Annotated in this window: 21 protein-coding genes and 1 tRNA gene; 9 read left to right on the forward strand and 13 right to left on the reverse strand. The window is 63.3% G+C overall.

Going from position 1 to position 24429, the window contains the following annotated elements; translation table 11 throughout:
* Nucleotides 1-19: 19 nt before the first annotated feature.
* The 5 genes from ACT01B_RS06960 to ACT01B_RS06980 all read left to right on the forward strand — a co-directional run bounded on the left by ACT01B_RS06960 (nucleotide 20) and on the right by ACT01B_RS06980 (nucleotide 5309).
* Nucleotides 20-520 carry a regulatory protein RecX gene (locus ACT01B_RS06960; protein ID WP_445146646.1) on the forward strand — a complete coding sequence of 167 codons (501 nt, stop codon included), beginning with the start codon at nucleotides 20-22 and terminating at the stop codon, nucleotides 518-520.
* A gap of 82 nt (nucleotides 521-602) precedes the next feature.
* Nucleotides 603-3236: an alanine--tRNA ligase gene (alaS, locus tag ACT01B_RS06965; RefSeq protein WP_445146647.1), complete on the forward strand. Its 2634-nt coding sequence runs from the start codon at nucleotides 603-605 to the stop codon at nucleotides 3234-3236.
* A 265-nt stretch (nucleotides 3237-3501) separates the two neighbouring features.
* On the forward strand, nucleotides 3502-3708 hold the full coding sequence (csrA, locus tag ACT01B_RS06970; protein ID WP_266150364.1) for a carbon storage regulator CsrA: 207 nt from the start codon (nucleotides 3502-3504) through the stop codon (nucleotides 3706-3708).
* A 73-nt stretch (nucleotides 3709-3781) separates the two neighbouring features.
* Nucleotides 3782-3874 (forward strand) — tRNA-Ser (locus ACT01B_RS06975).
* A gap of 340 nt (nucleotides 3875-4214) precedes the next feature.
* Nucleotides 4215-5309, forward strand: a complete 1095-nt coding sequence (locus tag ACT01B_RS06980; protein ID WP_445146648.1) for a YXWGXW repeat-containing protein — start codon at nucleotides 4215-4217, stop codon at nucleotides 5307-5309.
* A 232-nt stretch (nucleotides 5310-5541) separates the two neighbouring features.
* On the opposite strand, the gene ACT01B_RS06985 is transcribed toward ACT01B_RS06980, so the two are convergent.
* From ACT01B_RS06985 to ACT01B_RS07015, 7 genes are all read right to left on the reverse strand, one after another.
* Nucleotides 5542-6270: a UDP-2,3-diacylglucosamine diphosphatase gene (locus ACT01B_RS06985; RefSeq protein ID WP_445146649.1), complete on the reverse strand. Its 729-nt coding sequence runs from the start codon at nucleotides 6268-6270 to the stop codon at nucleotides 5542-5544.
* Between the two features lie 8 nt (nucleotides 6271-6278).
* Nucleotides 6279-6980 carry a peptidylprolyl isomerase gene (locus ACT01B_RS06990; protein ID WP_445147442.1) on the reverse strand — a complete coding sequence of 234 codons (702 nt, stop codon included), beginning with the start codon at nucleotides 6978-6980 and terminating at the stop codon, nucleotides 6279-6281.
* 89 nt (nucleotides 6981-7069) lie between these two features.
* On the reverse strand, nucleotides 7070-8587 hold the full coding sequence (locus ACT01B_RS06995; RefSeq protein ID WP_445146650.1) for a Ppx/GppA phosphatase family protein: 1518 nt from the start codon (nucleotides 8585-8587) through the stop codon (nucleotides 7070-7072).
* Nucleotides 8588-8678: 91 nt separating this feature from the next.
* Nucleotides 8679-10781: a polyphosphate kinase 1 gene (gene ppk1, locus ACT01B_RS07000; protein WP_445146651.1), complete on the reverse strand. Its 2103-nt coding sequence runs from the start codon at nucleotides 10779-10781 to the stop codon at nucleotides 8679-8681.
* A 407-nt stretch (nucleotides 10782-11188) separates the two neighbouring features.
* A complete protein-coding gene (phoR, locus tag ACT01B_RS07005) occupies nucleotides 11189-12451 on the reverse strand; it encodes a phosphate regulon sensor histidine kinase PhoR (protein ID WP_445146652.1) in 1263 nt (420 codons plus the stop codon).
* Between the two features lie 81 nt (nucleotides 12452-12532).
* Nucleotides 12533-13222 carry a phosphate regulon transcriptional regulator PhoB gene (gene phoB / locus ACT01B_RS07010; RefSeq protein WP_445146653.1) on the reverse strand — a complete coding sequence of 230 codons (690 nt, stop codon included), beginning with the start codon at nucleotides 13220-13222 and terminating at the stop codon, nucleotides 12533-12535.
* A 115-nt stretch (nucleotides 13223-13337) separates the two neighbouring features.
* Nucleotides 13338-15029 carry a M48 family metalloprotease gene (locus tag ACT01B_RS07015; RefSeq protein WP_445146654.1) on the reverse strand — a complete coding sequence of 564 codons (1692 nt, stop codon included), beginning with the start codon at nucleotides 15027-15029 and terminating at the stop codon, nucleotides 13338-13340.
* A 250-nt stretch (nucleotides 15030-15279) separates the two neighbouring features.
* On the opposite strand from ACT01B_RS07015, the gene grxC reads away from it, so the two are divergent.
* From grxC to ACT01B_RS07035, 4 genes are all read left to right on the forward strand, one after another.
* Nucleotides 15280-15543, forward strand: a complete 264-nt coding sequence (gene grxC, locus ACT01B_RS07020; protein ID WP_445146655.1) for a glutaredoxin 3 — start codon at nucleotides 15280-15282, stop codon at nucleotides 15541-15543.
* Complete coding sequence (locus ACT01B_RS07025) at nucleotides 15540-15950, forward strand: carboxymuconolactone decarboxylase family protein (protein WP_445146656.1); 411 nt, start codon at nucleotides 15540-15542, stop codon at nucleotides 15948-15950. Before grxC ends, ACT01B_RS07025 begins: the two co-directional genes overlap by 4 nt.
* A gap of 202 nt (nucleotides 15951-16152) precedes the next feature.
* Nucleotides 16153-17169, forward strand: a complete 1017-nt coding sequence (locus ACT01B_RS07030) for an isocitrate dehydrogenase (protein ID WP_445146657.1) — start codon at nucleotides 16153-16155, stop codon at nucleotides 17167-17169.
* A 176-nt stretch (nucleotides 17170-17345) separates the two neighbouring features.
* A complete protein-coding gene (locus tag ACT01B_RS07035; protein WP_445146658.1) occupies nucleotides 17346-18470 on the forward strand; it encodes a sterol desaturase family protein in 1125 nt (374 codons plus the stop codon).
* A 4-nt stretch (nucleotides 18471-18474) separates the two neighbouring features.
* Here the strand turns inward: ACT01B_RS07035 and ACT01B_RS07040 are convergent, their stop codons facing one another.
* From ACT01B_RS07040 to ACT01B_RS07065, 6 genes are all read right to left on the reverse strand, one after another.
* Complete coding sequence (locus tag ACT01B_RS07040) at nucleotides 18475-19419, reverse strand: aspartyl/asparaginyl beta-hydroxylase domain-containing protein (protein WP_445146659.1); 945 nt, start codon at nucleotides 19417-19419, stop codon at nucleotides 18475-18477.
* Nucleotides 19420-19473: 54 nt separating this feature from the next.
* Nucleotides 19474-20562, reverse strand: a complete 1089-nt coding sequence (locus ACT01B_RS07045) for a class I SAM-dependent methyltransferase (RefSeq protein ID WP_445146660.1) — start codon at nucleotides 20560-20562, stop codon at nucleotides 19474-19476.
* 43 nt (nucleotides 20563-20605) lie between these two features.
* Entirely contained in the window at nucleotides 20606-21391 is a 786-nt protein-coding gene (gene thiD / locus ACT01B_RS07050) for a bifunctional hydroxymethylpyrimidine kinase/phosphomethylpyrimidine kinase (RefSeq protein ID WP_445146661.1), read from the reverse strand.
* A 40-nt stretch (nucleotides 21392-21431) separates the two neighbouring features.
* Nucleotides 21432-22811 carry a PhoH family protein gene (locus ACT01B_RS07055; protein WP_445146662.1) on the reverse strand — a complete coding sequence of 460 codons (1380 nt, stop codon included), beginning with the start codon at nucleotides 22809-22811 and terminating at the stop codon, nucleotides 21432-21434.
* Nucleotides 22812-22962: 151 nt separating this feature from the next.
* Nucleotides 22963-23424, reverse strand: a complete 462-nt coding sequence (locus ACT01B_RS07060; protein ID WP_445146663.1) for a peroxiredoxin — start codon at nucleotides 23422-23424, stop codon at nucleotides 22963-22965.
* 275 nt (nucleotides 23425-23699) lie between these two features.
* Complete coding sequence (locus ACT01B_RS07065; RefSeq protein ID WP_445147443.1) at nucleotides 23700-24263, reverse strand: glycine cleavage system protein R; 564 nt, start codon at nucleotides 24261-24263, stop codon at nucleotides 23700-23702.
* Between the last annotated feature and the right edge of the window lie 166 nt (nucleotides 24264-24429).

Raw genomic sequence — 24429 nt, forward strand, 5'->3', positions numbered from 1 at the left:
GGCGGCGGCGCCTGGTGCCATGAAACGCCGCTCCGACGGGGAAGACAGCAAGAAACCCAAACCCAGCGCCTATAGCAAGGCGCTGGGTTTGCTGGCACGCAGGGAACACTCCCGCCGCGAGCTGAAACTCAAGCTGCGCCAGGGCGGCTACGAGGGCGAGGAGGCCGGCGCGGCACTCGATCGCCTGGGTGAGCAGCATTACCAGGACGACGATCGTTTCGCCGAAATGCTGGTGCGCAGCCGGGTGGGGCAGGGCTACGGCCCCATGCGGGTACGGGCGGAGCTGAAGAGCCATGGGCTCGCCGATGCCCGCATCCGCGAGGTGCTGGACGCGGCCGAGGTCGACTGGACCGCCGTCGCGGCCGCCCAGCTGCGACGGCGTTATGGCGCAGCGGCGACCTCCGACCACGAAGAACGGGCCCGCAGAGCGCAATTCCTCTTGCGTCGAGGCTTTCCCGCCGCCACAGTACGGAGTGTTACCCACGCCGACGTGGACGACACAGCCGACGGAGATTCCTGAAACCCTTCATCCTGGGATGATGGCGGGATGGCCGCGGCGGTGCGGCCCTGGCTGAACCCTCCTTCTGGTCCTCCCCAAGCGCATGAAAACCGCCGAAATCCGCTCGACTTTCCTCGATTATTTCCGCTCGAAAGACCACACCATCGTGCCGTCCAGTTCGCTGGTGCCGGCCAGCGACCCGACCCTGTTGTTCACCAACTCGGGCATGGTGCAATTCAAGAACGTGTTCCTGGGCAGCGAGAAGTTGCCGTATACGCGCGCGGCCGATGTGCAACGCTGCCTGCGTGCCGGCGGCAAGCACAACGATCTGGATGCGGTGGGCTACACCGCGCGCCACCACACGTTTTTCGAGATGCTCGGCAACTGGTCGTTCGGCGACTACTTCAAGCGCGAGGCCATCGCCTACGCGTGGGAGCTGTTGACCGAGGTCTTCAAGCTGCCCAAGGACAAGCTCTGGGTCACGGTGTATCACACCGACGACGAGGCCTACGATCTGTGGAACAAGGGCATGGGCGTGCCGGCCGAGCGCATCGTGCGCATTGGCGATAACAAGGGCGCACCGTTCGCTTCGGACAATTTCTGGCAGATGGCCGACACCGGCCCCTGCGGCCCGTGCACCGAGATCTTCTACGATCACGGCGCTGATATCGCTGGTGGCCCTCCGGGTTCGCCGGATGAAGACGGCGACCGTTATATCGAGATCTGGAATCTGGTGTTCATGCAGTTCGACCGCGCGCCCGACGGCACGCTGTCGCCGCTGCCGGCGCCGTGCGTGGATACGGGGATGGGCCTGGAGCGCCTCGCGGCTGTACTGCAGCACGTGCACTCCAACTACGAGATCGATCTGTTCGAACACCTGATCAAGGTGGCTTCCAAACTGACCGGCACGCCGGATCTGGCCAACAAGTCGTTGCGCGTGATCGCCGATCATATTCGCGCCTGCTCGTTCCTTATCGTCGACGGTGTGTTGCCGTCCAATGAGGGCCGCGGCTACGTGCTTCGCCGCATCATCCGTCGCGCGCTGCGTCACGGCTGGATGCTGGGTGTGCGCGGGGATTTCTTCTGGAAGATGGTGCAGCCGCTGGTCGAAGAGATGGGCGAGGCTTATCCGGAACTCGCGGCCAAGCAGTCCTTTGTCGAAGAGGCGCTGCGCACGGAAGAAAAGCGCTTTGGCGAGACGCTGGAGAACGGCATGCGCCTGTTCGACACGGTGGCAGCCAAGGCCGAGAAGACGATCCCGGGTGCCGACGCGTTCCGTCTCTACGACACCTATGGCTTCCCGGTGGACCTGACCGCCGATATCGCGCGCGAACGCGGCATGTCGGTGGACATGGACGGCTTCGAACTGGCGATGAAGGAACAACAGGAACGCAGCCGCGAGGGCGGCCGCTTCGAAGCCAAGGGCCAGATGCCGGCCGAACTCGCCAGCCAGCTGGCACCGACGGTGTTCCTCGGCTACGAAGCGCTAGCCGCTGAGGGTAAGGTCATCGGCATCGTGCGTGCAGGCAAACAGCTTGATCAGCTGGGCGATGGCGACGAAGGGCTAGTCATCCTCGACCGCACGCCGTTCTACGCCGAATCCGGTGGACAGGTGGGCGATATCGGCAGCCTGGTGAACGGCGCCGGTCGTTTCGAGGTGGGCGATGCACTCAAGATGGGTGGCGTGTTCTTCGGTCACGCCGGTCGTTGGCATGGCACGCGACCACTTCGCGTCGGCGACGTCGTCGACGCAACGGTGGATCAGGCACGCCGTCAGGCCATCGTGCTCAATCATTCGGCCACCCATTTGCTGCACGCCGCCTTGCGCAAGGTGCTGGGCGAGCACGTCACGCAGAAGGGCTCGCTGGTGGCACCGGAGCGTTTGCGCTTCGACTTCTCGCACTTCAAGCCGCTCAGCACGGACGAGTTGCGTGAGATCGAAGCCCTGGTGAATGCCGAAGTACGGCGCAACGCACCCGCCGAAGTGCACCAGATGGCCTACGACGCCGCGATCGAGTTCGGCGCCATGGCCTTGTTCGGCGAGAAGTACGGCGACGAAGTGCGCGTGCTCAAGATGGGTGAGTTCTCCACGGAACTGTGTGGTGGCACGCATGTCGGCCGCACGGGTGATATCGGCTTATTCAAGATCGTGAGCGAAGCGGGCGTCGCGTCCGGTGTGCGCCGTATCGAGGCGGTGAGCGGGGCCGGTGCCTTGGGCTACGTGGCCGATGAGGAACGTCGACTGGGCGAACTCTCGCAGCTGCTGTCCGCCCACGGCGACGACGCGGTCGAGAAGCTGCGCCAACTGTTCGACAAGCAGAAGAAACTGGAACGCGAACTGGAGTCGCTGCGTTCCAAGGCCGCCGGTTCGGCCACGGCCGATCTGGCTTCCACCGCCCACGACATCCATGGCATTAAGATCGTTGCCGCTCGCCTCGAAGGTCTGGACGCGAAGGCCTTGCGTGACAGCGTGGATCAGCTCAAGCAGCAACTTGCCGATTGCGTGATCCTGCTGGCCGGTGCCGTGGACGGCCGCGTGTCGTTGGTGGCCGGCGTGCATGGCAAGGCTTTGGGCCGCGTCAAGGCCGGCGACGTCGTTGCCCATGTGGCCGGACAGATCGAAGGCAAGGGCGGTGGTCGCCCTGACATGGCTCAGGGTGGTGGCAACGACACCAGCGAACTGCCGCGCATCCTGAGTGGACTGGCCGGCTGGATTGGCGAGCGGCTGGCCTCCTGAGGCCAGTCAACCATTAAGCTCACGGTCCCGTTTACGCATTGCGCTGCCCTCGGACGCTCGGCTAGTATCCGAACACTGCCGACACCGAAGTGTTGCGACGGTGTCGCTCGACATGGCATCTACAGAAGGATGCCTGGTCTGTGAGACCGGGGAAGGCGGTAGGGCCTTCGACGGGTAAGATCGTCGAACTACCAGACGGTGAAGCTCAGGGGTGAGGCATAACCGTCTGTTGGCCTATGACCAAAGTATTCATGGAGTGGCAAACATGTTGATTCTGACCCGCAGGGTCGGTGAAACCTTGATGATCGGTGACGAGGTGACCGTTACCGTCCTAGGCGTGAAGGGCAACCAGGTGCGTATCGGCATCAACGCGCCCAAAAACGTGGCTGTGCATCGCGAAGAGATCTATCAACGGATCAAGAACGAGCATGAGCCGGATGGCAGCGCCTCCAGTGAGTCTGGCGAGCACTGACGATCAATTAAAGCTTTACCTCAAGCGAGCCGGTTAGTATCCTTGCCGGCTCCGCAGAGATGCGGACGAAACCGGAGAGATGCCCGAGAGGCCGAAGGGGCTCCCCTGCTAAGGGAGTATAGGGTCAAAAGCCTTATCGAGGGTTCGAATCCCTCTCTCTCCGCCAGATACGCAAAAAGCCCCCTAGCGGGGCTTTTTGCGTATCTGGCGGAGAGAGAGGTGTGGACGAACCCTCTAGGTTCGACAAATTTGTCAGGAACAAATTTGGACAGCCGCAGGCTGGCCCTGGAGCGCAACGCGCGGAAGGGTGAGGCCCATGGATGGGCCGAACAATCCCGGACTCCACGCAACCGAAGGTCCGCCTGACGAAGCCCTCCCGCGGAGGCTTTTGCGTCTCTGAAAAAGGCACTGGATGAACGCCATAGAACCAGCCCCCAAGCTCCCGTACCGCCCTCCGCCCCCTCCCGCGTTACCTTAACCACCCCAACCCTCGCGGAGGGTGCGTCATGGACAAGCTCCGGCTTGATCATCCAGCCTCGCGGAAACACCGATGGCTCCTTGCCTTGGTGGCGGCCATCGTGCTGCTGGTAGGCGCCGCAACACCGCTCACCGTCAGGGCGGACGTGTCGGTCGACATGGGTGTCTCCGTGGGTTACCCACCCCCGCCGCTGCCCCTCGAACTACAGCCGCCCATTCCCGGGCCTGGGTATATATGGACACCTGGTTACTGGGAGTGGGGCAATGACGGCTATTACTGGGTGCCCGGTTTCTGGGTACTGCCGCCTTACTTTGGTGCGCTATGGACGCCTGGATATTGGTTCTGGTTTGGACGCGTCTGTGTTTTCCACAAGGGGTATTGGGGACCGCACGTAGGCTTCTACGGAGGCATCCATTACGGCTTCGGTTATCCCGGTCACGGCTATGACGGCGGTCACTGGGGGCGCGGCGGCTTCTATTACAACCGCTCGGTCAATCAGATCCATGATCCTCGTATCACCAACGTCTTTGACGGCGCGGTAGCGAACAACAACGCGGCCGATCGCACGAGTTTCAATGGCGGCCAGGGCGGCGTGGTGGCGCGCCCGTCGGCGCAGGACGCAGCCGTCGCACGCGAAGCGCATGTGGCGCCCCTGGCCGCGCAAATCCAGCGGGCGAGGACAGCAAGCCAGGATCCGTCGATGCGCGCCTCTTTCAACCATGGTGCGCCGCCGGTCGCGGCAGCGGCACGATCGGGTGAGGCTGGTGAACTGGCTGCAGCCAACACGCGCGGAGCAACCGGTCAAGCGACCGTCGCCTCGGTGAACTCGTCGCGCACTCTTCCTGCCGTGCCGAACCTTCAGCGCGGCATGGTTCTACGCTCGGCGGGTTTTGTGCCGCACGCTTCCAACGTCGCGCATCCGTCGGTAGCGCAAGCCGGGAGGGGGTTCTCGCCAGGGGCAAACAGCGCTGCGAGCCACGCGCGCACGATGCCAACCTATACGTACCATCCCATGAACAGTCAGGCCGCGTATCAAATGTCCGCTGTGCGCGCAGCACCCGTCAATCACGCGGTCCACGCTCCCGGCGGCGGACATGCCAATGCTGGTGGAGCGCATCACTGAAGATGATCGCGGGGGTTGCACTTCCTTCGGCCGTTCGCACAAGACGGACAGCCGCTGCGAAAGGTTCTCCGGTGCGGTGCTGAAGGCGAGTCATGGTCAGCTCAACAGCCCGGCTTCCACCGCGCTAGAAACACACTAGGCATTGTCCGTGGATAAAAAAAATCCGCCGTATCGAAGAGCGAGCGGCGGATTTTTTTGTCTGCGTCAACGTGATGCGCCGAAATGGTCAGAATCAGGCCAACGCCAGTCCACGCAATTGAGTGCCTTCCGGCGTGACGCGAAGCACGGAACCGTGTTCGTACCAGTCACCCAGCACGATGCGCTCGGCAGGCTGGCCGTCCAGATCGAAGCGGTGCGTTGCCGGACGATGCGTATGGCCATGAATGAGCCGGGTCACGTCAGCTTGGCGCATGCTCTCGGCCACGGCATCGGCATTGACGTCCATGATCGCTTCCATGGCGCTGCCCGTGTGTGCGCGACTTTCCGCGCGCGCCTTGCCGGCGAGGGCGCGGCGCGCTTCCAGCGGCATGGCCAGGACCTGCGCCTTCCATGCCGGCGAGCGCAGCTGCTTGCGCGCCGCCTGGTAGGCCACATCGTCCGTGCACAGCACATCGCCATGCATCAGCAGGGTGGGTCGGCCATAGAGGTTGTGCACGGTGCCATCGTCCAGCAGGGTGAAGCCGGCACGTTGCGCGAAGTCCTCGCCGAGCAGGAAGTCGCGATTGCCCACCATGAAGTACACCGGCACACCGCTTTCGCGCAGCGCACGCGTCGCGCTGGCGATGCGGGTGGGAAGCTCGGCGTCGTCGTCATCGCCTATCCAGGCTTCGACCAGGTCGCCGAGTATGTAGACGGCATCGGCGGAACGCGCTTCGTCGCCCGCGAGATAGTCCTCGAACAGGCGGGTGATGTGCGGGCGGCTATCGTCCAGATGCAGGTCGGAGATAAACAGCGTTGCCATCGGCGTGCTCAACCCTTGACCTTGCCACGCGACTTGTCGCTCTTCACGGTCTTGTCGGTGGCGGGGGCAGAAGGTTGTGCGGCTCTGTTGGCCGTAGTGGGCGCTTCCTCGCCGACCACGTTGGCGCTGTCGATCACGACCAGGGGATTAGGTACGTCACCGGAAAACGGACCAAGGCCGCGCGTGGGCAGGCCGGCGATCTTGTCGACCACCTCCATGCCCTTGGTGACCTTGCCGAAGACTGCGTAGCCCCAGGTCAGGCCGCTCTGGTTGCCGACAAAGTCGAGGCGGCGATTGTCCACCAGGTTGAAGAAGAACTGGGAGGTGCCCGAATTGGGGTCGGCGCCACGCGCCACCGCCACGGTACCGCGCAGATTGGAGAGGCCGTTGTCGGCTTCGCTGGGAATGGCCGAGCGTGTCCGCTTGGGCTGCAGGTCGCGCGTGTACAGGCCGCCTTGCACCAGGTAACCAAGGATCGCGCGATGCATCACCGTGCCGCTGTAGAAGCCGTCGCGCACGTATTGCAGGAAGTTGGCGACGCTCTTGGGCGATTTGTCGGGATAGAGCTCCAGCGTGATGTCACCCTGCGAGGTATGCAACACCACTTGTGGATGTGGCTGCGGGGCGGGCGCGGTTGCCGGCTTGGCGCTCTGCGCGTTGAGCGCGAGCGGCGAAATCAGCAGGAAGGCGGCGAGCAGGAGTCGGGGCATGGCGGCTAGGGCGGCGTGTGGCATCCGGACATCATACGCGGCGGAGACGTGGCGTGGTTCAGGACAGCGGCGGGCCGTGCTGGAATGAGTCAGGACGGATGGACTTCCAGCAGCAGGCCGAGTTCGTTCAAGGGCGCCTGTTCCTGCTCCAGGTCGGCTTCGCTGAGCGGGTGTTGGTCCAGCCAGGACGCAGGCAGGATCAAGCGCATGCGATGGCTGGTGGCGGCCAGCTGCATCTGGGGTAGCGATTCGGCGCGGCGCGCGCGACGGAACAGCACGGCCAGCCGCAGCAGGGCGGTGATGTAACGCGCCAACTGGCGATAGCGCTGCGGTAGCGCCGAGAACGTGGCCTTGTCGGGGCGGCGCCGGTGCGACTCGACGATGGCGGCCAGCAGCTGCTGCTCCTGCCGGGAGAAGCCCGCCAGGTCCGCATGCCGCAGGATATAGGCGCCGTGATGATGGTGCTGGCTGTGCGCGATGGCCAGGCCGATCTCGTGCACGCGCGACACCCAGGACAGCCACTCGCGCGCCTCGCTATCGAGCTTCCAGGAGCGCGCGATCTGGTCGAAGAACATCAGCGCAGTGGATTCGACGCGGCGTGCCTGGGCACGGTCGACGCCATAGCGATTGGCGAGCGAGTCGATGCTGGCGGTGCGCGGGTCGGTGCCGCCGGCGCGACCAATCAGGTCCCACAGCAGGCCTTCGCGCATCGAGCTTTGGCATACGCGCATGCGTTCGATGCCAAGCGCTTCGAAGGCCGCCTCGAAGATCGCCACGCCGCCAGCGATGACCGGCGCGCGGTCCTCCCCCAGCCCCGGAAGCTTCAGCGTGTCGATTTGCCCCTGCGCCAGCAAGGCGTCACGCAGTTGGGCAAGCGAGGCCGGGGTGATGCCATCGTCGGAAAACTTCATGGCCTGCACGACCGAGCCGATGGACTTGGCCGTGCCCGAGGAACCATAGGCTTCGAGCCAGCCGGATTCGCGATAGTCCTCGGCAAACTGCTGCAGCAAGACGCCGATTTCGCCGTTGGCGCGTTGCCACCGTTTGCGCGTGAGCTTGCCGCCGGGGAAGAAGCGCAGGGTGGAGGCGATGCAGCCAGCCTGCACGCTTTCCGTGTGCAACGGTGCGAAGCCGCGTCCGATGATGAACTCCGTACTGCCGCCGCCCACGTCGATGATCAGCCGATTCTCCCGCGACGCGGGCAGGTCGTGCGACGATCCGAGAAAGATCAGGCGACCTTCCTCGCGGCCGGAGACGATTTCCACTGGATGACCCAGCGCGGTTTCCGCCGCCGTCAGGAAGGATTGCGGCGAGGCTAGCCGGCGCACGCTATTGGTCGCTACGGCACGCACGCGTATCGTCGGGACGCCCGCGATGCGCTGGCCGAAACGCGCCAGGCAATTGAGCGCACGGGCGCGGTGTTCCGCGTCGAGCGTGCCGTCCGCGCGCAAGCCGGCCGCCATGCGAACCGTCTCACGTAGGCGGTCGATCACGCGCGGTTCGCCGTGCTCCACCCTGGCCACCACCATGTGGTAGCTGTTGGAACCCATGTCCACGGCGGCGATCAATTCGCCGTCCTTGATCTGGGTCTGATCGCCTTGGCTCATGCGGGGTTCGTTCCGGGCTGCTGAGCGCGGATTCTCTCATGCAGCATCGGATGCGCGAAGCGCTGCCCCTTCGTACGAGCATTCGCGAGCGTCATTTCACGGTCGGTATCAGCTGGCTCAGCAGCCATTGTTGGGCGCTGTGCGGTGCCTGATCGCCAGGCACGGCACGCGAGTAACGACCGTCGCCGTCGAGCAGCCACGCTTCGGTGTTGTCAGCCAGGTAATTCGCCAGCGTTTCGTCGTGGACACGTTGCGCCAAGGCCGGTTCAAGGATGGGAAAAGCAACCTCGATGCGACGCCTGAGGTTGCGTTCCATCCAGTCCGCGCTGGCGCAGTAGATCTCCGGCGCGCCATCGTTGGCGAACCAGTAGACGCGGCTGTGTTCCAGAAAGCGGCCGACGATCGAGCGGACGCGGATGCGCTCGGAGATGCCGGGCAGGCCGGGACGCAGGGTACAGGCGCCGCGCACGATCAGGTCGATCTCCACGCCCGCCTGTGACGCGCGGTACAGCGCCTGAATCACGTGCGCCTCGTTGAGCGCATTGAGCTTGGCCACGATGCGCGCCGGGCGCCCGGCTTCCGCATGGGCGGTCTCCCGCTCGATCTTCTCCAGCACGCTGCGGTAGAGCGTGAAGGGCGAATGCAGCAGGTGCTTCAGCTCGATGACCGGCCCCAGGCCCGACAACTGCTGAAACACCTTGTGCAGGTCTTCGCCAATACCCGGGTTGGACGTCATCAGGCCGATATCGGTGTAGGTCCGGCTGTTGGCCTGGTGATAGTTGCCGGTGGACAGGTGGACGTAGCGGCGCAGTACGTCGTCTTCACGCCGCACGATCAGCAGCATCTTCGCGTGCGTCTTGTAGCCGACCACCCCATAGACCACCTGCACGCCGGCTTCCTGCAGGCGCGTGGCGAGGCGGATGTTGGCCTCCTCGTCGAAGCGCGCGCGCAGCTCGATCACCACGGTGACGTCCTTGCCGTTGCGCGCGGCTTCCACCAGCAGATCCACCAGCGGCGTGTCGACGCCAGCGCGGTAGAGCGTTTGCTTGATCGCCAGCACGGCGGGGTCCTGCGTCGCCTGGCGCAGCAGGTCCACCACGACGGCGAAGGACTCGTAAGGGTGATGCAGCAGTACATCGCGTTGGCGCAGCACTTCAAACTTGCAACGGCTGGCGTTGAAGGCCGCCGGCAGTTGCGGAATGAAGCGCGGAAACTTCAGCTCCGGGCGATCCAGTCCATCATAGATGGTGCCGGCACGGATGATGTTGACCGGGCCGTCGTAGCGATAGACGTCCGTTTCTTCCAGCTCGAAATTGGCGATGAGCATGGCAACGATCGCCTTGGGGCAGTCGTTGTTGATCTCCAGCCGGACCGGTCGCGCATAGCCTCGGCCCACCAGCTCCTCGGTCAGTGCGCGAGCAAGGTTGTCCACCTCGGCCTCTTCCACCATCAGCTCGCTGTTGCGGGTGACGCGGAACTGATAGGAGCCAGCCACCTTGAAGCCAGGGAACATCAGGTCGACGAAGCCTTGCAGCAGCTCGGCAAGGAAGACATAACTGTCACCGCCGTCGCAGACTTCATCGGGCAGCCGAATGATGCGCGGCAGCGATCGCGGTGCCCGCACCAAGGCCATGTGGCCCTCGCGGCCAAACGCATCGCGGCCCTTCAGCACGACAGCGACGTTCAGTGTCTTGTTGAGGATGCGCGGGAACGGATGCGCCGGGTCCAACCCCAGTGGCGACAGTACCGGCAGCACCTCGTTTTCGAAGTAGCCTTGCAGCCAGCGGCGCTGGCGGGCCGTCCAGTCGTGCCGCGTCAGGAAGTGGATGCCTTCGGCATCGAGAGCCGGGCTCACCTCGTCCTGCCAGGCCACGAACTGCTCGGCCACCAGGTCAAGCACGCGCGTGCGGATGCGGCTCAACAGCTCACCCGAGGGCACGCCGTCCGGCCCAGGTGCGGCTGAGCCGAACATGTGGTGATGTTTGAGCATGGCCACGCGCACTTCGAAAAACTCATCGAGGTTGTTGGCGACGATGCTCAGATAGCGCAGGCGCTCCAACACGGGGACGCGAGCATCGCGGGCCTGCGCCAGTACGCGGAAGTTGAATTCGAGCGCGGCCAGTTCGCGACTGAAGTAAAGCTCAGGAGGGGCACGATCGGGGACAGGCAAGGTGGTGGCAGGTTTGCGGCGCATCGCCCCATTCTGGCCCAAGCGGCGACTTAGTACATGGCGCACTGCCGCGTAGTGTGATGAGCGTTCAGCCGCGACCCTGTCGCCGGACCTGAGAGCCTGTTTACGATCTCCGCGTGGCCCGCGCCGGGAGCTGTTTGCGCGCAGGCCAAGGAAGAAGGAGGGAGTGTACGTCCGTACACGACTGAGTGATGACGCCGGCCTGCGCGCAAACAGACCCGGCCCGTAGGGTTGAGCCCGTGTGCCCGCCAGGAACCGGCGCGCGGCTTGACCTGACAGCCAGTCCTCGCTCCTCAAAGCCGGCGCCATCCATGGCGCCTCTCCGCGTGCAGGCGCTTCGCCACGCACCGCTCCCTGGCGGGCACACGGGCTCAACGCGGGCTACGCGGAGATCGTAAACAGGCTCTTACTCACTCCGGATCGCCTGGTGCGAGCAGGCGCTCGTTGTTGAACCAGCAGGAGAAAGTGGAGCCCTGGCCTGGCTCGCTCTGGATGTCCAGCCGAGCCTGATGCAGGTTCAGCACGTGCTTGACGATCGACAAGCCCAGGCCCGTACCGCCGCTTTCGCGCGAGCGGCTGGAGGACACCCGATAGAAACGCTCGGTGAGACGCGCCAGGTGCGAGGCGGGAATGCCGTAGCCGGTGTCGGTGACGGAATACACCGCGCCATCCGCCGTACGCCGCCAGCGAATCATGATGCGGCCGCCGGTCGGCGTGTAGCGCACCGCGTTGCTGACCAGGTTGGAAAGGGCGCTGTGCAGATCCTTGGGCGAACCCAGCAGATCGACCTCGGCGGTGCTTTCGAGCGTGATCTGATGGCGACCCTGGCTGAGCGCTTCGGCTTCCTTGCGCAAGGTGGCCAGCAGCGGCGACATCGGTACGCGCTCGTCCTGCACGTGCTCCTGGGTTTCCAGGCGGGACAGCGTGAGCAGGTCTTCGACGATCTGCCCCATGCGCTTGGATTGCGCGCGCATTTCGTTGAGTACGGGTGCGAGCTCCGGCACATCTTCCGGATCAATCAGTTCGAGATAGCCGTGGATCACCGTGAGCGGCGTACGCAGTTCGTGGGATACGTTGGCGACGAAGTCGCGGCGAATCTGCTCCAGCCGCGTGAGGTGGCTGATGTCTCGAGCCAGGAGCAAATGTTGGCGGCGACCAAACGGCAGCAGGGTCACGTTGATGTGCCGGTTCGGATGGCCAGGCGCCGCGACGTCGTTGAGTGGCTCGCGTGCACCATCCTGCAGCCAGCTGGCAAGCTCGGTCGTGCTCAGGCGCTGTTGCAGATGCGCGCCGCGATCCTGCGGGCGACGCAGGCCGAGCAGTTCTTCGGCAGCATGATTGAACCATCGGACATGCTGCTCGTTATCGAGCAGGACGACCGCATCCGGCAGGCTGCCGGCGGCGCTGCGCAGATCGCGCAAACTGGAGGCAATGCGGCGGGAGCGCGTCATGAAGCGGTCATGTTGGAGAGAAGTCACCGTGGAGCTTGTCGTCATCATGTGCTGTGCTTGATGACGGATTCGGGTCAGTAGAAAGACGATTTCCGCGATCGCGACCAAGGCCACGCCGGTCGCTACATGGCCTCCTGCAAGCCAGCCGGCACCAGCGCCCGCGAGCAAGCCGGCCGCAAGTGCGGCCGGCAAGGTCAAGGAGCGGTCGAAGAGCTTTGGCATGGGGCGCCTAGTGCGGATGAGCCTGCTGGCGGTTACCCAGCATCGGCAAAAGCCAGCGCGCCCGCAAGGGACGCGGGCGCGTCAAACGCTGGCGGAGAAGCGATAACCTGCGCCCCGCACCGTTTGCACCATGTTGTCGAGCTTCCATGGTTCAAGCGTTTTGCGCAGACGACGGATGTGTACGTCCACCGTGCGTTCCTCCACGTATACGCTGCCGCCCCAAACATGGTCGAGCAGCTGCGCACGCGAATAAACGCGCTCCGGATGGGTCATGAAGAAGTACAGCAGGCGATATTCGGTGGGCCCGATGGTGACCGGTTCGTCACCGGCGAACACCCGGTGCGCTGGGCCGTCGATACGCAGGCCGCCGAGTTCCACCATGCCAGAGCCATCATCGCCCTGGCTGCGGCGCAGCACTGCCTTGATGCGCGCGACCAGCTCGCGGGTGGAGAACGGCTTGATCACGTAGTCGTCGACACCGGCCTCCAGGCCGTTGACGCGATCCATTTCCTCGCCGCGCGCGGTGAGCATGATGATCGGGATTTCCCGACTCAGCTCCTCCTTGCGCAGGCGACGAGCCAGATCCAGACCGCTGGTACCCGGCAACATCCAGTCGAGCAGGATGAGATCCGGCACCTGTTCGGCGATGGCCAGTTGAGCCGCTCGTGCATCAGCGGCGTGAATAGCGTCCATGCCAGCTTTGCGTAATGCAAAGGCGACCATGTCGCGGATCGAAGCTTCGTCTTCGACGATCAAGATGCGTTTATGCACGTGAGTCCGCTTGGAATGGCCTATGACGCAATTATTGCAGCGGTATTATGTTACGCCCCGATGACATTTCACACAGTCACAACGTGACGGTGTCGTCTCCAGGTCATTTAGGGAGCTAGCGGCCGGCTTCGTTGGCGCTGAAACAGAGTCGTCCCTGGCAGGCCGCACCGTTCTGCAGGGGCTGCTGGCTGCGGCCATCCGGGTTGTCGTCAGTCTGCACCCGTCGCTTGCGCAACTCCATGACCAAGGGCGTCAGCTCGCTGATGCGGGCCTGGATGCGGGCTCGGGCATAGTAGTCCAGATCCGGACGCTGCAGCATGCGCTTCAGCTGCTCCATGGCGTCAAACGGCCGCCCGGACAGGTAGGAGGCGTCGGCAAACGCTTCGCCTGCGCGGATGGAGTCGCCGGCCTTGTCGCTGGCCCGGGCAAACGTGCGGTAGAGTTCCGGTTCCTCGCTGTTGTCCAGCATGGGCAGCAACATGGTGGCCGCCTGCTTCGCCTCGTCCTGGCCGCCGCCCTCGGTGAGGGCCTTGGCGTAACTCATGGCAATGGCGCGATTGCGGGGCGACTGCGTGTTCAGCTCCGCATACAGCGACAGCGCGTCGGCCCGGCGGCCAGCCTGGTTCTTGGCGTCGGCCATGGCCAGGCGCAGGACTTGGTTATCCGGATGGGCGGTCAGCAGCGGCTGCAGCTCATCCATGGCCTTGGCGCCGCGATTGCTGCGAATGAGCGACAGGGCGTAGCCGTAGTGGTTCGATGGCGTGTTGAAGTCGCGATGCGTCTGCAGGTTCGAGGCGTAGTAGGTGGACAGCTGCAACGCATCGCCTGACAGCACGCGCACGCGCTCGCGCATCAGCAGGTAGGTATCCAGATCCCGTTGGTGGACGCCGCTGGAAAGGGTGGTGGGATCCTTCACGTAGAGGATCGGGGCCGTGCTTTTCTCCCACTGGGTCTTGTCCAAGGTGGAACCCGATGGCCGTTGCTTCTGCTGGGCGATCAGTGCGCCGGCGCGGGCCTTGGCGTCGCTGATGCGCGATTGGTTTACCGGGTGGTCCTGCAGGAAGGAGGGCACATCGCCCAGGTCGCCGCCCGAGCCTACCCGCATGGTGTCCTCCATGCGCCCGAAGAACGAGGCCATGGCGTTGGGATCGTAGCCGGCGTTGGCGAGCGTCTGGATGCCGGCGCGATCGGCTTCGGTTTCATCCTTGCGGGTGAAATTGATCTGGCGCTGCATCAGCAGGCCCTGGCCGCCCATCATGATGGCACCGGCAGCGTCGCCGGCACCTGCGCCGGCCCCTGCCACGATGGCGCCGAGCAGGACCAGCGCCATCAATGGCGTGTCCTTCTTGGAAGCCTCGAACGCTCGCTGCAGATGGTTTTGCGTGATATGCCCGATTTCATGGGCCATGACGCCGGCCAGCTCGCTTTCGCTGTCGGTGATGATGACCAGGCCGGAATTGACCACGATATAGCCACCTGGCGCCGCAAAGGCGTTGATGACCGGATCCTTGGCGATGGCGAAGGCGAAGTGGTCCTTGGGCTTCTCGCTGCCGGCGACCAGGCGATAACCCAGGTCGTTGATGTAATCGTCCAGCATGGGGTCGTCCACGATCATGTCGAGCGCGCGCATTTGCCGCAACATGGAGGCGCCGTACTCCTGCGCTTCCTGCGGTGAGATCAGGGCGTTCGCTGAACTGCCCAGATCAGGCAGGCGCACGTCCTTGTCCTGGGCGCTGGCGCTGAGCGTCAGGCCGGCACAGAGCAGCGCCGTAAGCAAACGGGAGAGCGGCAGCCTACCCATGGCCATGGGGCCGCCCGAGCGGGCGTCGCCACGCATTTTCCTGCGCTTTTCAAGCCCGGCTACCGGCGGGTCCAGGCGTGGACTCTGTCGCGTGGCTGAAGAGGCATTTGGGCTACGTGGTGACATGCGCATAGGTCAGCGACAATATCACTTGTGACCGTCACTTATGGCGTCGGTTCAGTGTTCCCTTAACTTGTTTCCAGGGCGGGATATCCCCATCTTGGAACAGCCGTATTTTTCGGTTCCGGAGTGCCCTGTGTCCAAGATCGAGATCTATTCATCCGCTGTCTGCCCCTACTGCGTCTCTGCCAAGAACCTGCTCAAGTCCAAGGGGCTGGAGTGGAGCGAAGTGCGCATCGACATCGACCCGGGCCAGCGGGACTTGATGCTGGCGCGCAGCGGTGGCCGTCGTACGGTTCCGCAGATCTTCATCAACGACCAGCACGTGGGCGGCTTTGACGATCTGGTTGCCGCCGATCGCAGCGGAAAGCTGGCCGAGTTGCTGGGGACTACCGCATGAGCAAGCCTACCGACGAGCATGGCAGCAAGGACCGCGTTGCCGAGTTCACGGCGTTCCGTCATCGCATGAACGAGCGCATCCTGTCGGAGGACAATCAGGTGGTCCGGCGCTTCTTTGCGCTGGATACGCAGACCTACAAGCCCGGTGCGCTGGACGTGAAGACCAAGGAATTGCTGGGTCTGGTGGCATCGATGGTGCTGCGATGCGACGACTGCATCAGCTATCACGTGGCGCAATGCAAGGAAGTTGGCGTCACCCGCGAAGAGTTCTTCGAGACCTTTAGCGTGGGCCTGGTGGTGGGCGGCTCGATCGTCATCCCGCATCTGCGGCGTGCGGTGGATTTCCTCGACCAGCTCGAGTCGGGTGATGCCACGGAGACGGCGGCGGACTGCGCCAGTCACGCCTGAGCAACGGGCCAGGATGGCGACTACTCCTTGTCGCCACCTTGACGCGTACGAGTTTATGCAATGCAGCATGCGAGGATTTGCAACGGCGGCGAGCTGTTTTGCACTGGCCGCGATGCATGCCATGGGCGATAATTGACAGGATTTATCATCCTGTAAGCCCCCGCTGCAGGGTGGCTCGATTCTTTTTTCAAGGAGTGTCCCCATGAGCAAGACCATTGCCGTGATTCCGGGCGACGGCATCGGCCCCGAAATCATGAACGCTACGCTGCGCGTGCTCGACGCACTGGACTGCGGTCTGTCCTACGAGTTCGTCGAGGCCGGCATGGTCGCGCTGGAGAAGCACGGTGACCTCCTGCCGCAGTCGACGCTGGACTCCATCGCCACGCACAAGGTGGCGCTGAAAGGCCCGTTGACCACGCCGGTCGGTGGTGGTTTCACATCCATCAACGTCACCCTGCGTCGTCATTTCGACCTGTATGCCAATGTGCGTCCGGCGATCAGTTTCCCGGGTACCAAGGCGCGCTTCGAGAACGTCGACATCATCACGGTGCGCGAAAACACCGAGGGCGCCTATCTGTCCGAAGGCCAGACGCTGTCCGAGGATGGCGAGACGGCGATCTCGATGATTCGCAACACCCGCAAGGGCAGCAGCCGCATCGTGCGCTACGCGTTCGAACTGGCCGTGAAGAAGGGTCGCAAGAAGGTGACGGCGGTGCACAAGGCCAACATCATCAAGACCGCCTCGGGTCTGTTCCTCAACGTCGCTCGCGAGATCGCCAAGGAATACCCGCAGATCGAGTTCAACGAGATGATCGTGGACAACGCCTGCATGCAGCTGGTGATGAAGCCGGAGCAGTTCGACGTCATCGTGACCACCAACCTGTTCGGCGACATCCTGTCGGACCTGTGTGCCGGTCTGGTCGGTGGCCTCGGGCTTGCCCCGGGCGACAACATCGGCGCCGAGGCTGCCATTTTCGAAGCTGTGCACGGTTCGGCTCCGGACATCGCAGGCAAGGGCATTGCCAATCCGTGCGCGCTATTGCTGGCGGCGGCCGACATGCTCGATCACCTGGGCATGGTGGACAAGGGCAACACGATGCGCAATGCGATTCGCGACACCATGACGCATGATCGCGACAGCGTGACGCCGGATCTCGGCGGCAAGGGCAGCACTTCCAGCTTTGGCGATGCCATCGTCAAGCGCGTGCGCGCTGCCTGAGGCTTCGTTACTCGCGCCATGGAGCCCCTCTTCGCGAGGGGCTTTTTTTTGCGACTTTGCAGCAACGTCATCGTAAAAAATCACACTTTTGCACGGTTTTCGGGTGTTTTTACCGCAGCTCATTACGCAGCGACGCTCGTAAAATCGAGTCCTGGGTTTTCGCTACCGCGCGTGTGATGCAAGCCTTTTCAAATCTGTATACGACAGCATTGAACTGGACGACCCTGCATGCCGTTCATCCCGCACTTTTGGCCTTGCATCTCTCCTGGCTGCGGGGCCAGGCACCGGATATAGCCGCCTACTTTCTGCTGACGGTCGTCCAGCTGGCGGTGATGATTTGCGTGTTGCGACCAGTGGAGAATCTATGGCCGGTGGAGCGCTGGGAGCGGCGCACCAGCACGTTCATCGATTTCCGATATACCTTGCTGAAGCTGTTCCTGGTGCTGCCGCTGTTCACGTATCTGGTGCTGTTTCCCCTGAACCAGTGGCTGGGGGGTGACAGCCATGGCGACGGTGCGGGTCTGGTCAGTCTTCAGGCGGGCGTGCCTTGGCTCGCCGATCATCCGGTCGTGCTGTTCGTCGTGTACTACGCGATCTACGACCTCGTCTATTACCTGATGCATCGGCTGCAGCACGCGATTCCCTGGTGGTGGGCGCTGCACAGTCTGCATCACAGCCAGCGCCAACTCAGCTGCTGGTCGAACGATCGCGACAATTATCTGGACGACGTGCTGGAGGCCTTGATCGTCGCTGCCGTGGCTGCGCTCATCGGCGTCTCGCCGGCCGAATATGCCCTGTTGGTGTTGCTGGGCGAGTTGTTACAGAACCTTGGGCATAGCAATATCCGCCTGCACTTCGGACCGGTGTTGGGCAAAGTGCTCGTCGATCCGCGTTATCACCGCCTGCACCACATGCGGGTAGACCCCGAACGCCCCACGCTGCACGCATGCAACTACGCATTCGTATTTCCGCTATGGGACATCCTGTTCGGCACGGCGCTCTATGGCGAGGAGCCGCGACCGACGGGTGTATGCGATCCGATGGTGGACGCGGACAATGGGCGTGGTATCGCTGGCCAACAGCTGACTTCGCTGCGTCGGTTCTGCGGCGCCATCACCTGCCGCGCTGGTTGGATACCGGGCGATGTGGCGTTTGGCGAGAACTACCGCCCCGTTTCCACGCGGCACATCGGCCTCCACGAGATGGAGCTTCGTCATCAGCCGGTGGGCGCCGCCAGCCGTAGACCCTCCCCCTATGTTGAGGAAGTGGCCGCGGGAACCCGCGAGTGTCAGTCGATGTGATTGTTCAGCGAAAGAACGGCCACGGCGCCAGGAAGATCAGCCAGATCAACACCAACATGCCAAGGTATTTGGCAGTGCGAAACAACTTGGGGTGCTTCCTCTTGAACACGCGATTGCGGTCGCGGCCGCGCTGGTTGAGCGCGAACACCCGGTTGACGAAGCCGGTTTTTTCTTCGGGCGATTCGGTATTGGGCGAGGCGGTAATCTTGCCCATGAAGGCACCCACCCGGTGATTGATCGCATTCATCCAGCGCGTGCGCAGCGGGCGCTCGACGTCGGCGAACAAAATCACCCGCGTCTGATCGGTGCGATTTTCGGCCCAATGTACGTAAGTCTCGTCAAACACCACGTCCTTGCCGTCACCCCAGCTGTGCACTTCGCCGTCGACGAAGATGCGGCAATCCTCGGAATTGGGCGTGATTAGGCCCAGGTGATAGCGCAGTGAGCCGGCAAAGGGATCGCGATGCGGATTGAGCTTGCTGCCCGGCGGAAGCAGGGCAAACATCGCGGCCTTCACGCTCGGAATCGCGTTGAGCAGGGCGACCGTCCTTGGGCACAAGGTTTCGGCGGAGGCCAGCGGTTCGCCGTACCACTTGAGATAGAAGCGCTTCCAGCCCTGCTTGAAGAAGCTGTTGAAGCTGGCGTCGTTGTTCTTTTCGGCGGCGCGGATATAGCCCTCATCGAACAGGTGCATAGCCTCTTCGCGTATCGCCTGCCAGTTGGCCTGCAGCAGATCGAGCTGGGGAAAGCCGCGGCGATCGAGGATCGGGCGCGCAGGTACGGCGGAAAACGCGTACATGAGCAGGTTGTACGGCGCGAACACGGCCGAGTGATCCACCAGCTGGCGATCGAAGCGCAGCCGGGCGCGTCCGCGCAGGTGCACCAGCAGCACACACAAGACGAACAGCGACAACAGGAGCAGCAGTAGTAGGCGCGGGGCAAGAATCATGTCGGGCCATCGAAGAGGAAGCCCGGCCATTCTACGCCGGGGTGGGCCTGCCCATCATGAGGGAAGCTTGGCCTGTTGTTGCCGGGTCAGCTCGACATGCTGTTGGGGGCTGAGCGGCGAATAACTCGGCTGTTGGGCTCGGCCCTTGTGTCGCAAGGCCGCGATCATATTCGCCGTGGGATAGCGGCCTGCCTCGATGGCGTCGGCGTCGATGGCCTGTACCCGGTCGATCACGGCACGATCCCGTTCGACATCGGGCGAGAAATTGAAGCCGATACGGCGCTCGATGAACGGCATGATGGCGCCGCCAAACGTGAAGAATAGTTCGAAGTCGAACTCGGCCAGCAGGCAGGACACGATGTCCTGGGCCCGTACACCTTCATTCGAATAGGCGGCGTGGTCGATCGGCCGATAGCGGGGCAGGCGCTCGCCGAAATGACGGTCGAACTGTTGTTCGGGAGTCAAGGCGGTCCAGACTTCCTGTATTTCAACTTCGACGTCCGGCCACAACTGGTGACCATTGCGACCAATGATGTCGGAGCTGAGCAAGACGCCATCGGCGGCAAGCGAGGCGCGTAGTGATCGGCAGAAGGTCTCCAATTCGGTCACGTGGTGAAAGAACTGGTTGACGATGATGATGTCTTGCGAGGGGTGCTCAAAAGGGCGGTTGCAGTCGAGCGTCTCGAAGCGGATCGATGGGCCAAGGCCGCGTGCGCGGGCCGATTCGTCGGCGCTGCGCATCAGCGCCGCGTTGAAATCCACGCAGGTCATCTGGAATGGCACGGAGGCGTCGCGCAATTGCTCGGCGAGCGTGATCTCCATGCTTGCGGCTCCCGTGCCAAGGCTCAGCACGCGCACCGGATGTGCAGCGGAGCGCGCCGCCTTCTGCACGTGCTCAAAATAGAAGGCCTCGGGCGAATGAATGCCATGCCGAGCAGCCTCGGGGCTGAGGTATCGCCCAGACCAGTAGTGGAAAATGGCCGGTAGCGTGTCACCCTGATACTGCGGGGTCAGGGTGAAGGCAACCCGTTCGGCGAGTGCCTTGAGGCGGCGTGCGGCGGGCGCAGGGAGTGTCTGCGATGCCCATGCGATGACGCGCTTGCCGATGATGCGGTGGCGATAGATGAAGGCCCGGAGTGTCACGCTGAGATACTTCCTCGAATGGCGCTGCGGAGTGCGCCGTTCGTCAGTGTTTCAGAACGTGAGCGGCGCCGCCACCAGGCCGGTAGCTGCGTGACAACGCGCGATGCACATAAGCCACGGCGCGGCGGACGGCGGAGCGTGGCGCATGCCCCTTGGCCAGTTCCGCGGTCACGGCGGAGGCCAGCGTACAGCCGGTGCCATGGCCTTCAATAGGCATGCGCGGATGGCGTAGTTCCATCACGCCACGGTCGTCGTAGTAGCGGTCCACGACCTCATGCCCGTCGGCATGGCCACCCTTGAGCAGGACACTGCGTGCACCCAGTGCCAGTAGCGCCTCGCCGGCCTGGTCGTAATCCTGGGCGGTACGCAGCTTGCGGCCCAGCAAGGCCTCGGCTTCGGGCAGGTTGGGCGTGAGCACGTCGGCAAGCGGAATGAGTTCGTCGACCATCGCTTGCACCGCGTCCGTATCCAGCAGGCGTGCGCCGCTGGTGGCGATCATCACCGGGTCGACCACCAGCCATGCAGGCTTGCGTGCGCGCATCTCCTTCGCCACCAGGCGGGTGATCGCTGCGCTGCCGAGCATGCCGGTCTTCACGGCGGCGATGGGGAAATCATCGAACACGGCCGCGATCTGGCTGTGGATGTGTTTGAGCGGCACGGAGTGCACCGCGGTCACGCCGCGGGTGTTCTGCGAGGTAATCGCGGCAATCACCGACAAGCCATGCACGCCGCGGGCGTGAAAGGTCTTCAAATCGGCCTGAATACCCGCACCACCGCCGGAGTCCGATCCGGCGATGGTGAGGGCGATAGGTGGTGCTTGGGGTGACATGGACTAACCGTCGACTCTTGGGACAGGCATGGGGCAGAGACTACAGCGCCTCCGACGCGAAGTCCGCCAGGCGTGAGCGCTCGCCGCGGCGCAGGGTGATGTGCGCCGAGTGATCCCAGTGCTTGAAGCGGTCCACCGCGTAGGTGAGGCCGGACGTGGTTTCGGTGAGGTAGGGCGTGTCGATCTGCTCCACGTTGCCCAGGCAGATGATCTTGGTGCCGGGGCCGGCGCGCGTAATCAGCGTTTTCATCTGCTTGGGCGTGAGGTTTTGCGCCTCGTCGATAATCAGATAGCGACTCAAAAAGGTGCGCCCGCGCATGAAATTCATCGAGCGAATCTTGATGCGCGAGGCAAGCAGGTCGTTGGTGGCCTGACGTCCCCAGCTGCCACCTTCCTGTGGGTTGGTGAGCACTTCGAGGTTGTCGGTGAGTGCGCCCATCCACGGCGTCATCTTTTCTTCCTCGGTGCCGGGCAGGAAGCCGATGTCCTCGCCTACCGATACCGTGGCGCGGGTCATGATGATCTCGCGGTAGCGCTGCTGGTCCATCACTTGGGCCAGGCCTGCAGCGAGCGCCAGCAGTGTTTTGCCGGTGCCGGCCGTGCCGAGCAAGGTGACGAAATCCACGTCCGGATCCATCAGCACATTGAGTGCGAAGTTCTGTTCGCGATTACGCGCGGCAATGCCCCATACGCTGTGATTGGCATGGCTATGGTCATCGAGCAATACCAGGGTGGCCTTGGCATCGTCCACGTGCAGAACGCGCATTTCAACACTGTTTTCGCCGGGCAGAAACAGGCACTGGTTTGGATACCACTCCTCTTCCTTGCGCCGATCCACTTTGTAATAGGTGCGCCCGCGCTCGTTCCACGACTGCACCTCCGGGTGACGCTCCCAGAAATCCTCGGTGAGTTCGGTCGAGCCGGTAAACAGCAGCGCAAAATCGTCCAGCGCGCGATCGTTTTCGTAGTCCTCCGCATGAATGCCGTAGATCTTGGCCTTGATGCGCAGATTGATGTCCTTGGTAACCAGCACCACCGCGCGGTCGGGGTTCTGGTCGCGCAGTTCAATCACCGCCGACAGAATCTGGTTGTCTGCCTTGCCGTGGCCGTTGGTGGTGCGCTGCTGAAAATAAAGCCGGCCTACCGCGGTGCCGCGCTTGAGATTGATGCCCTGCGGATTGGTCAGCTCCAGTCCATTGCTGATGCCATGGCCATTGCCGCGTTCGATCAGTTCGTTGAGAAAGCGACTGACCTGGCGACCATTGCGGGAAACTTCCGAGGCGCCTTTTTTCTTTTCGTCCAGTTCCTCCAGCACCGTCATGGGGATGAAGACGTCGTGCTCTTCGAAGCGGAACAGCGAGGTCGGATCGTGCAGCAACACATTGGTGTCGAGAGCGTAGATGCGCTTGCTTCCGGTCATACGGAAGGAACCTCTTCAGAGTGCGAGGTGAATGAACCGCGGCATGCGGCATGCCGTGGGGAGCCGGCCTGGGAGGCCGGGGTGCCGTGAACCACGCTACCGGGCTGTCCGGGTGGACATTGGGTCGCGTGGCGGGAAAGGCGGAAGGAGGTCACTTGGCGGGGATGGCGTCGAGTACGGCTTGGGCGTGCCCTGGAACTTTCAGGTTGCGCCATTCCTGCACCAGCTTGCCCTCGGGATCGATCAGGAAGCTACTTCGTACGACACCCATGTGACGTTTTCCGTACAGCACCTTCTCGTGGATCACGTCGAAGGCCTGGCACCAGGTCTCGTCCGGGTCGGAAACGAGCGGGAACGGCAGTTCCTGCTTGGTGGCGAAGTTGGCGTGAGACTTCACTGAGTCGCGCGAGACGCCGATGATCTGGGCGTGACGCTTCTGGAATGCCGGATAGAGATCGCGGAAGTCCTTCGCTTCATTGGTACATCCGGGTGTGCTGTCCTTCGGATAGAAGTACACCACCACCCACTGGCCTTTGAGGCTGTCGAGTTTCAGCTCGCCGCCGTCACCGGTGAGGCCTTTGAGCTTGGGGACTTTTTTGCCGACTTCGGGCATGGGTTCTCCGGCAAGGCCGTGGAGGGCCTCGACTGGTCGTTGGCGATAGGGAAAGGCAGGGCGGTGGAGGCTGACGCGCGGGCGGGGGCTGTGCGCCTAACGATCGGTGCTGCTCGACCCGCCTGCTGCATGCGTGTGCTCCAGTGCATCCTGGGGACAAAGACTAGCGCTTGCGGCGACGGATAACAGCTCTTGCAAGCGGCTGTCTCCGGCGGCATTCTCAAGGATCCGACGGCGACTTCAAAAATTGCGCCGTGTCAGGCATCCAGCGACTCTTAGAACTTGACCGGGTCCATGATGGCGTCCAGATTCAGCCCATCACAGAATTCCAGGAAATCATCGCGCAGCGCCGCAATATGGGTCTGTGCCGGAATGCCGATGGTGATCTGAGCCTGGAACATTTCCGCGCCGGTCTGCATGGCCTGGTAACGCAGCGAGCTGAGTTGCTCGATGACGATGTCGCGGCGATCGAAAAAATCGATGATCTTGACCAGGATGCCCGGCCGGTCAGCCGAGATCACCTCGATCAGATAAGGCAGCAGATGCGAATGATGTTCCCGTGGCCCGGTGCGGTAATGGACCATGCGCAGGTCCTCTTCGCGCGCCAGCTTGGTCAGCGCCGACTCCAGTTTGGCTACGGCGTCCCAGGCACCCGTAGCCAGCAGGGTCAACGAGGTATCCGCGCCAAGGGTGGAAACCCGTGCGTCGGCCAGGTTGCAGCCCGCCTCGGCGATACGCTTGGCCAGCGCTAGCAAAGGGGTGCGTGGAGCTGGGGTCAGCGTCTGGATCAGCAGCTGATTGTCGCTGCCGGTTCGCGCGGAGGAACGATTCAAGGAAATCCACCTGTGGCAACCCCCGAAACGCCGCGGGGTGGCGGTTGACCGTCCGAGCTTACTGGCCGCCACCGGAGCGCCGCAAGTAAGTCCCGGCGGCGTGCCTTGGACGAGCCTCTGCGAGCCGGTATTGGCATGCACGCGAGGCGAGATTCCCTGAAAATAAGGGGGC

Source organism: Dyella sp. Tek66A03 (assembly GCF_052567735.1).

Bases quoted from the DNA above. Each gene is read 5' to 3' on its own strand.
- ACT01B_RS06960 (WP_445146646.1), top strand. From the start codon at position 20: ATGAAACGCCGCTCCGACGGGGAAGACAGCAAGAAACCCAAACCCAGC.
- alaS (WP_445146647.1), top strand. From the start codon at position 603: ATGAAAACCGCCGAAATCCGCTCGACTTTCCTCGATTATTTCCGCTCG.
- csrA (WP_266150364.1), top strand. From the start codon at position 3,502: ATGTTGATTCTGACCCGCAGGGTCGGTGAAACCTTGATGATCGGTGAC.
- ACT01B_RS06980 (WP_445146648.1), top strand. From the start codon at position 4,215: ATGGACAAGCTCCGGCTTGATCATCCAGCCTCGCGGAAACACCGATGG.
- ACT01B_RS06985 (WP_445146649.1), bottom strand. From the start codon at position 6,270: ATGGCAACGCTGTTTATCTCCGACCTGCATCTGGACGATAGCCGCCCG.
- ACT01B_RS06990 (WP_445147442.1), bottom strand. From the start codon at position 6,980: ATGCCCCGACTCCTGCTCGCCGCCTTCCTGCTGATTTCGCCGCTCGCG.
- ACT01B_RS06995 (WP_445146650.1), bottom strand. From the start codon at position 8,587: ATGAGCCAAGGCGATCAGACCCAGATCAAGGACGGCGAATTGATCGCC.
- ppk1 (WP_445146651.1), bottom strand. From the start codon at position 10,781: ATGCGCCGCAAACCTGCCACCACCTTGCCTGTCCCCGATCGTGCCCCT.
- phoR (WP_445146652.1), bottom strand. From the start codon at position 12,451: ATGCCAAAGCTCTTCGACCGCTCCTTGACCTTGCCGGCCGCACTTGCG.
- ACT01B_RS07015 (WP_445146654.1), bottom strand. From the start codon at position 15,029: ATGGCCATGGGTAGGCTGCCGCTCTCCCGTTTGCTTACGGCGCTGCTC.
- ACT01B_RS07025 (WP_445146656.1), top strand. From the start codon at position 15,540: ATGAGCAAGCCTACCGACGAGCATGGCAGCAAGGACCGCGTTGCCGAG.
- ACT01B_RS07030 (WP_445146657.1), top strand. From the start codon at position 16,153: ATGAGCAAGACCATTGCCGTGATTCCGGGCGACGGCATCGGCCCCGAA.
- ACT01B_RS07035 (WP_445146658.1), top strand. From the start codon at position 17,346: ATGCAAGCCTTTTCAAATCTGTATACGACAGCATTGAACTGGACGACC.
- ACT01B_RS07040 (WP_445146659.1), bottom strand. From the start codon at position 19,419: ATGATTCTTGCCCCGCGCCTACTACTGCTGCTCCTGTTGTCGCTGTTC.
- thiD (WP_445146661.1), bottom strand. From the start codon at position 21,391: ATGTCACCCCAAGCACCACCTATCGCCCTCACCATCGCCGGATCGGAC.
- ACT01B_RS07055 (WP_445146662.1), bottom strand. From the start codon at position 22,811: ATGACCGGAAGCAAGCGCATCTACGCTCTCGACACCAATGTGTTGCTG.
- ACT01B_RS07060 (WP_445146663.1), bottom strand. From the start codon at position 23,424: ATGCCCGAAGTCGGCAAAAAAGTCCCCAAGCTCAAAGGCCTCACCGGT.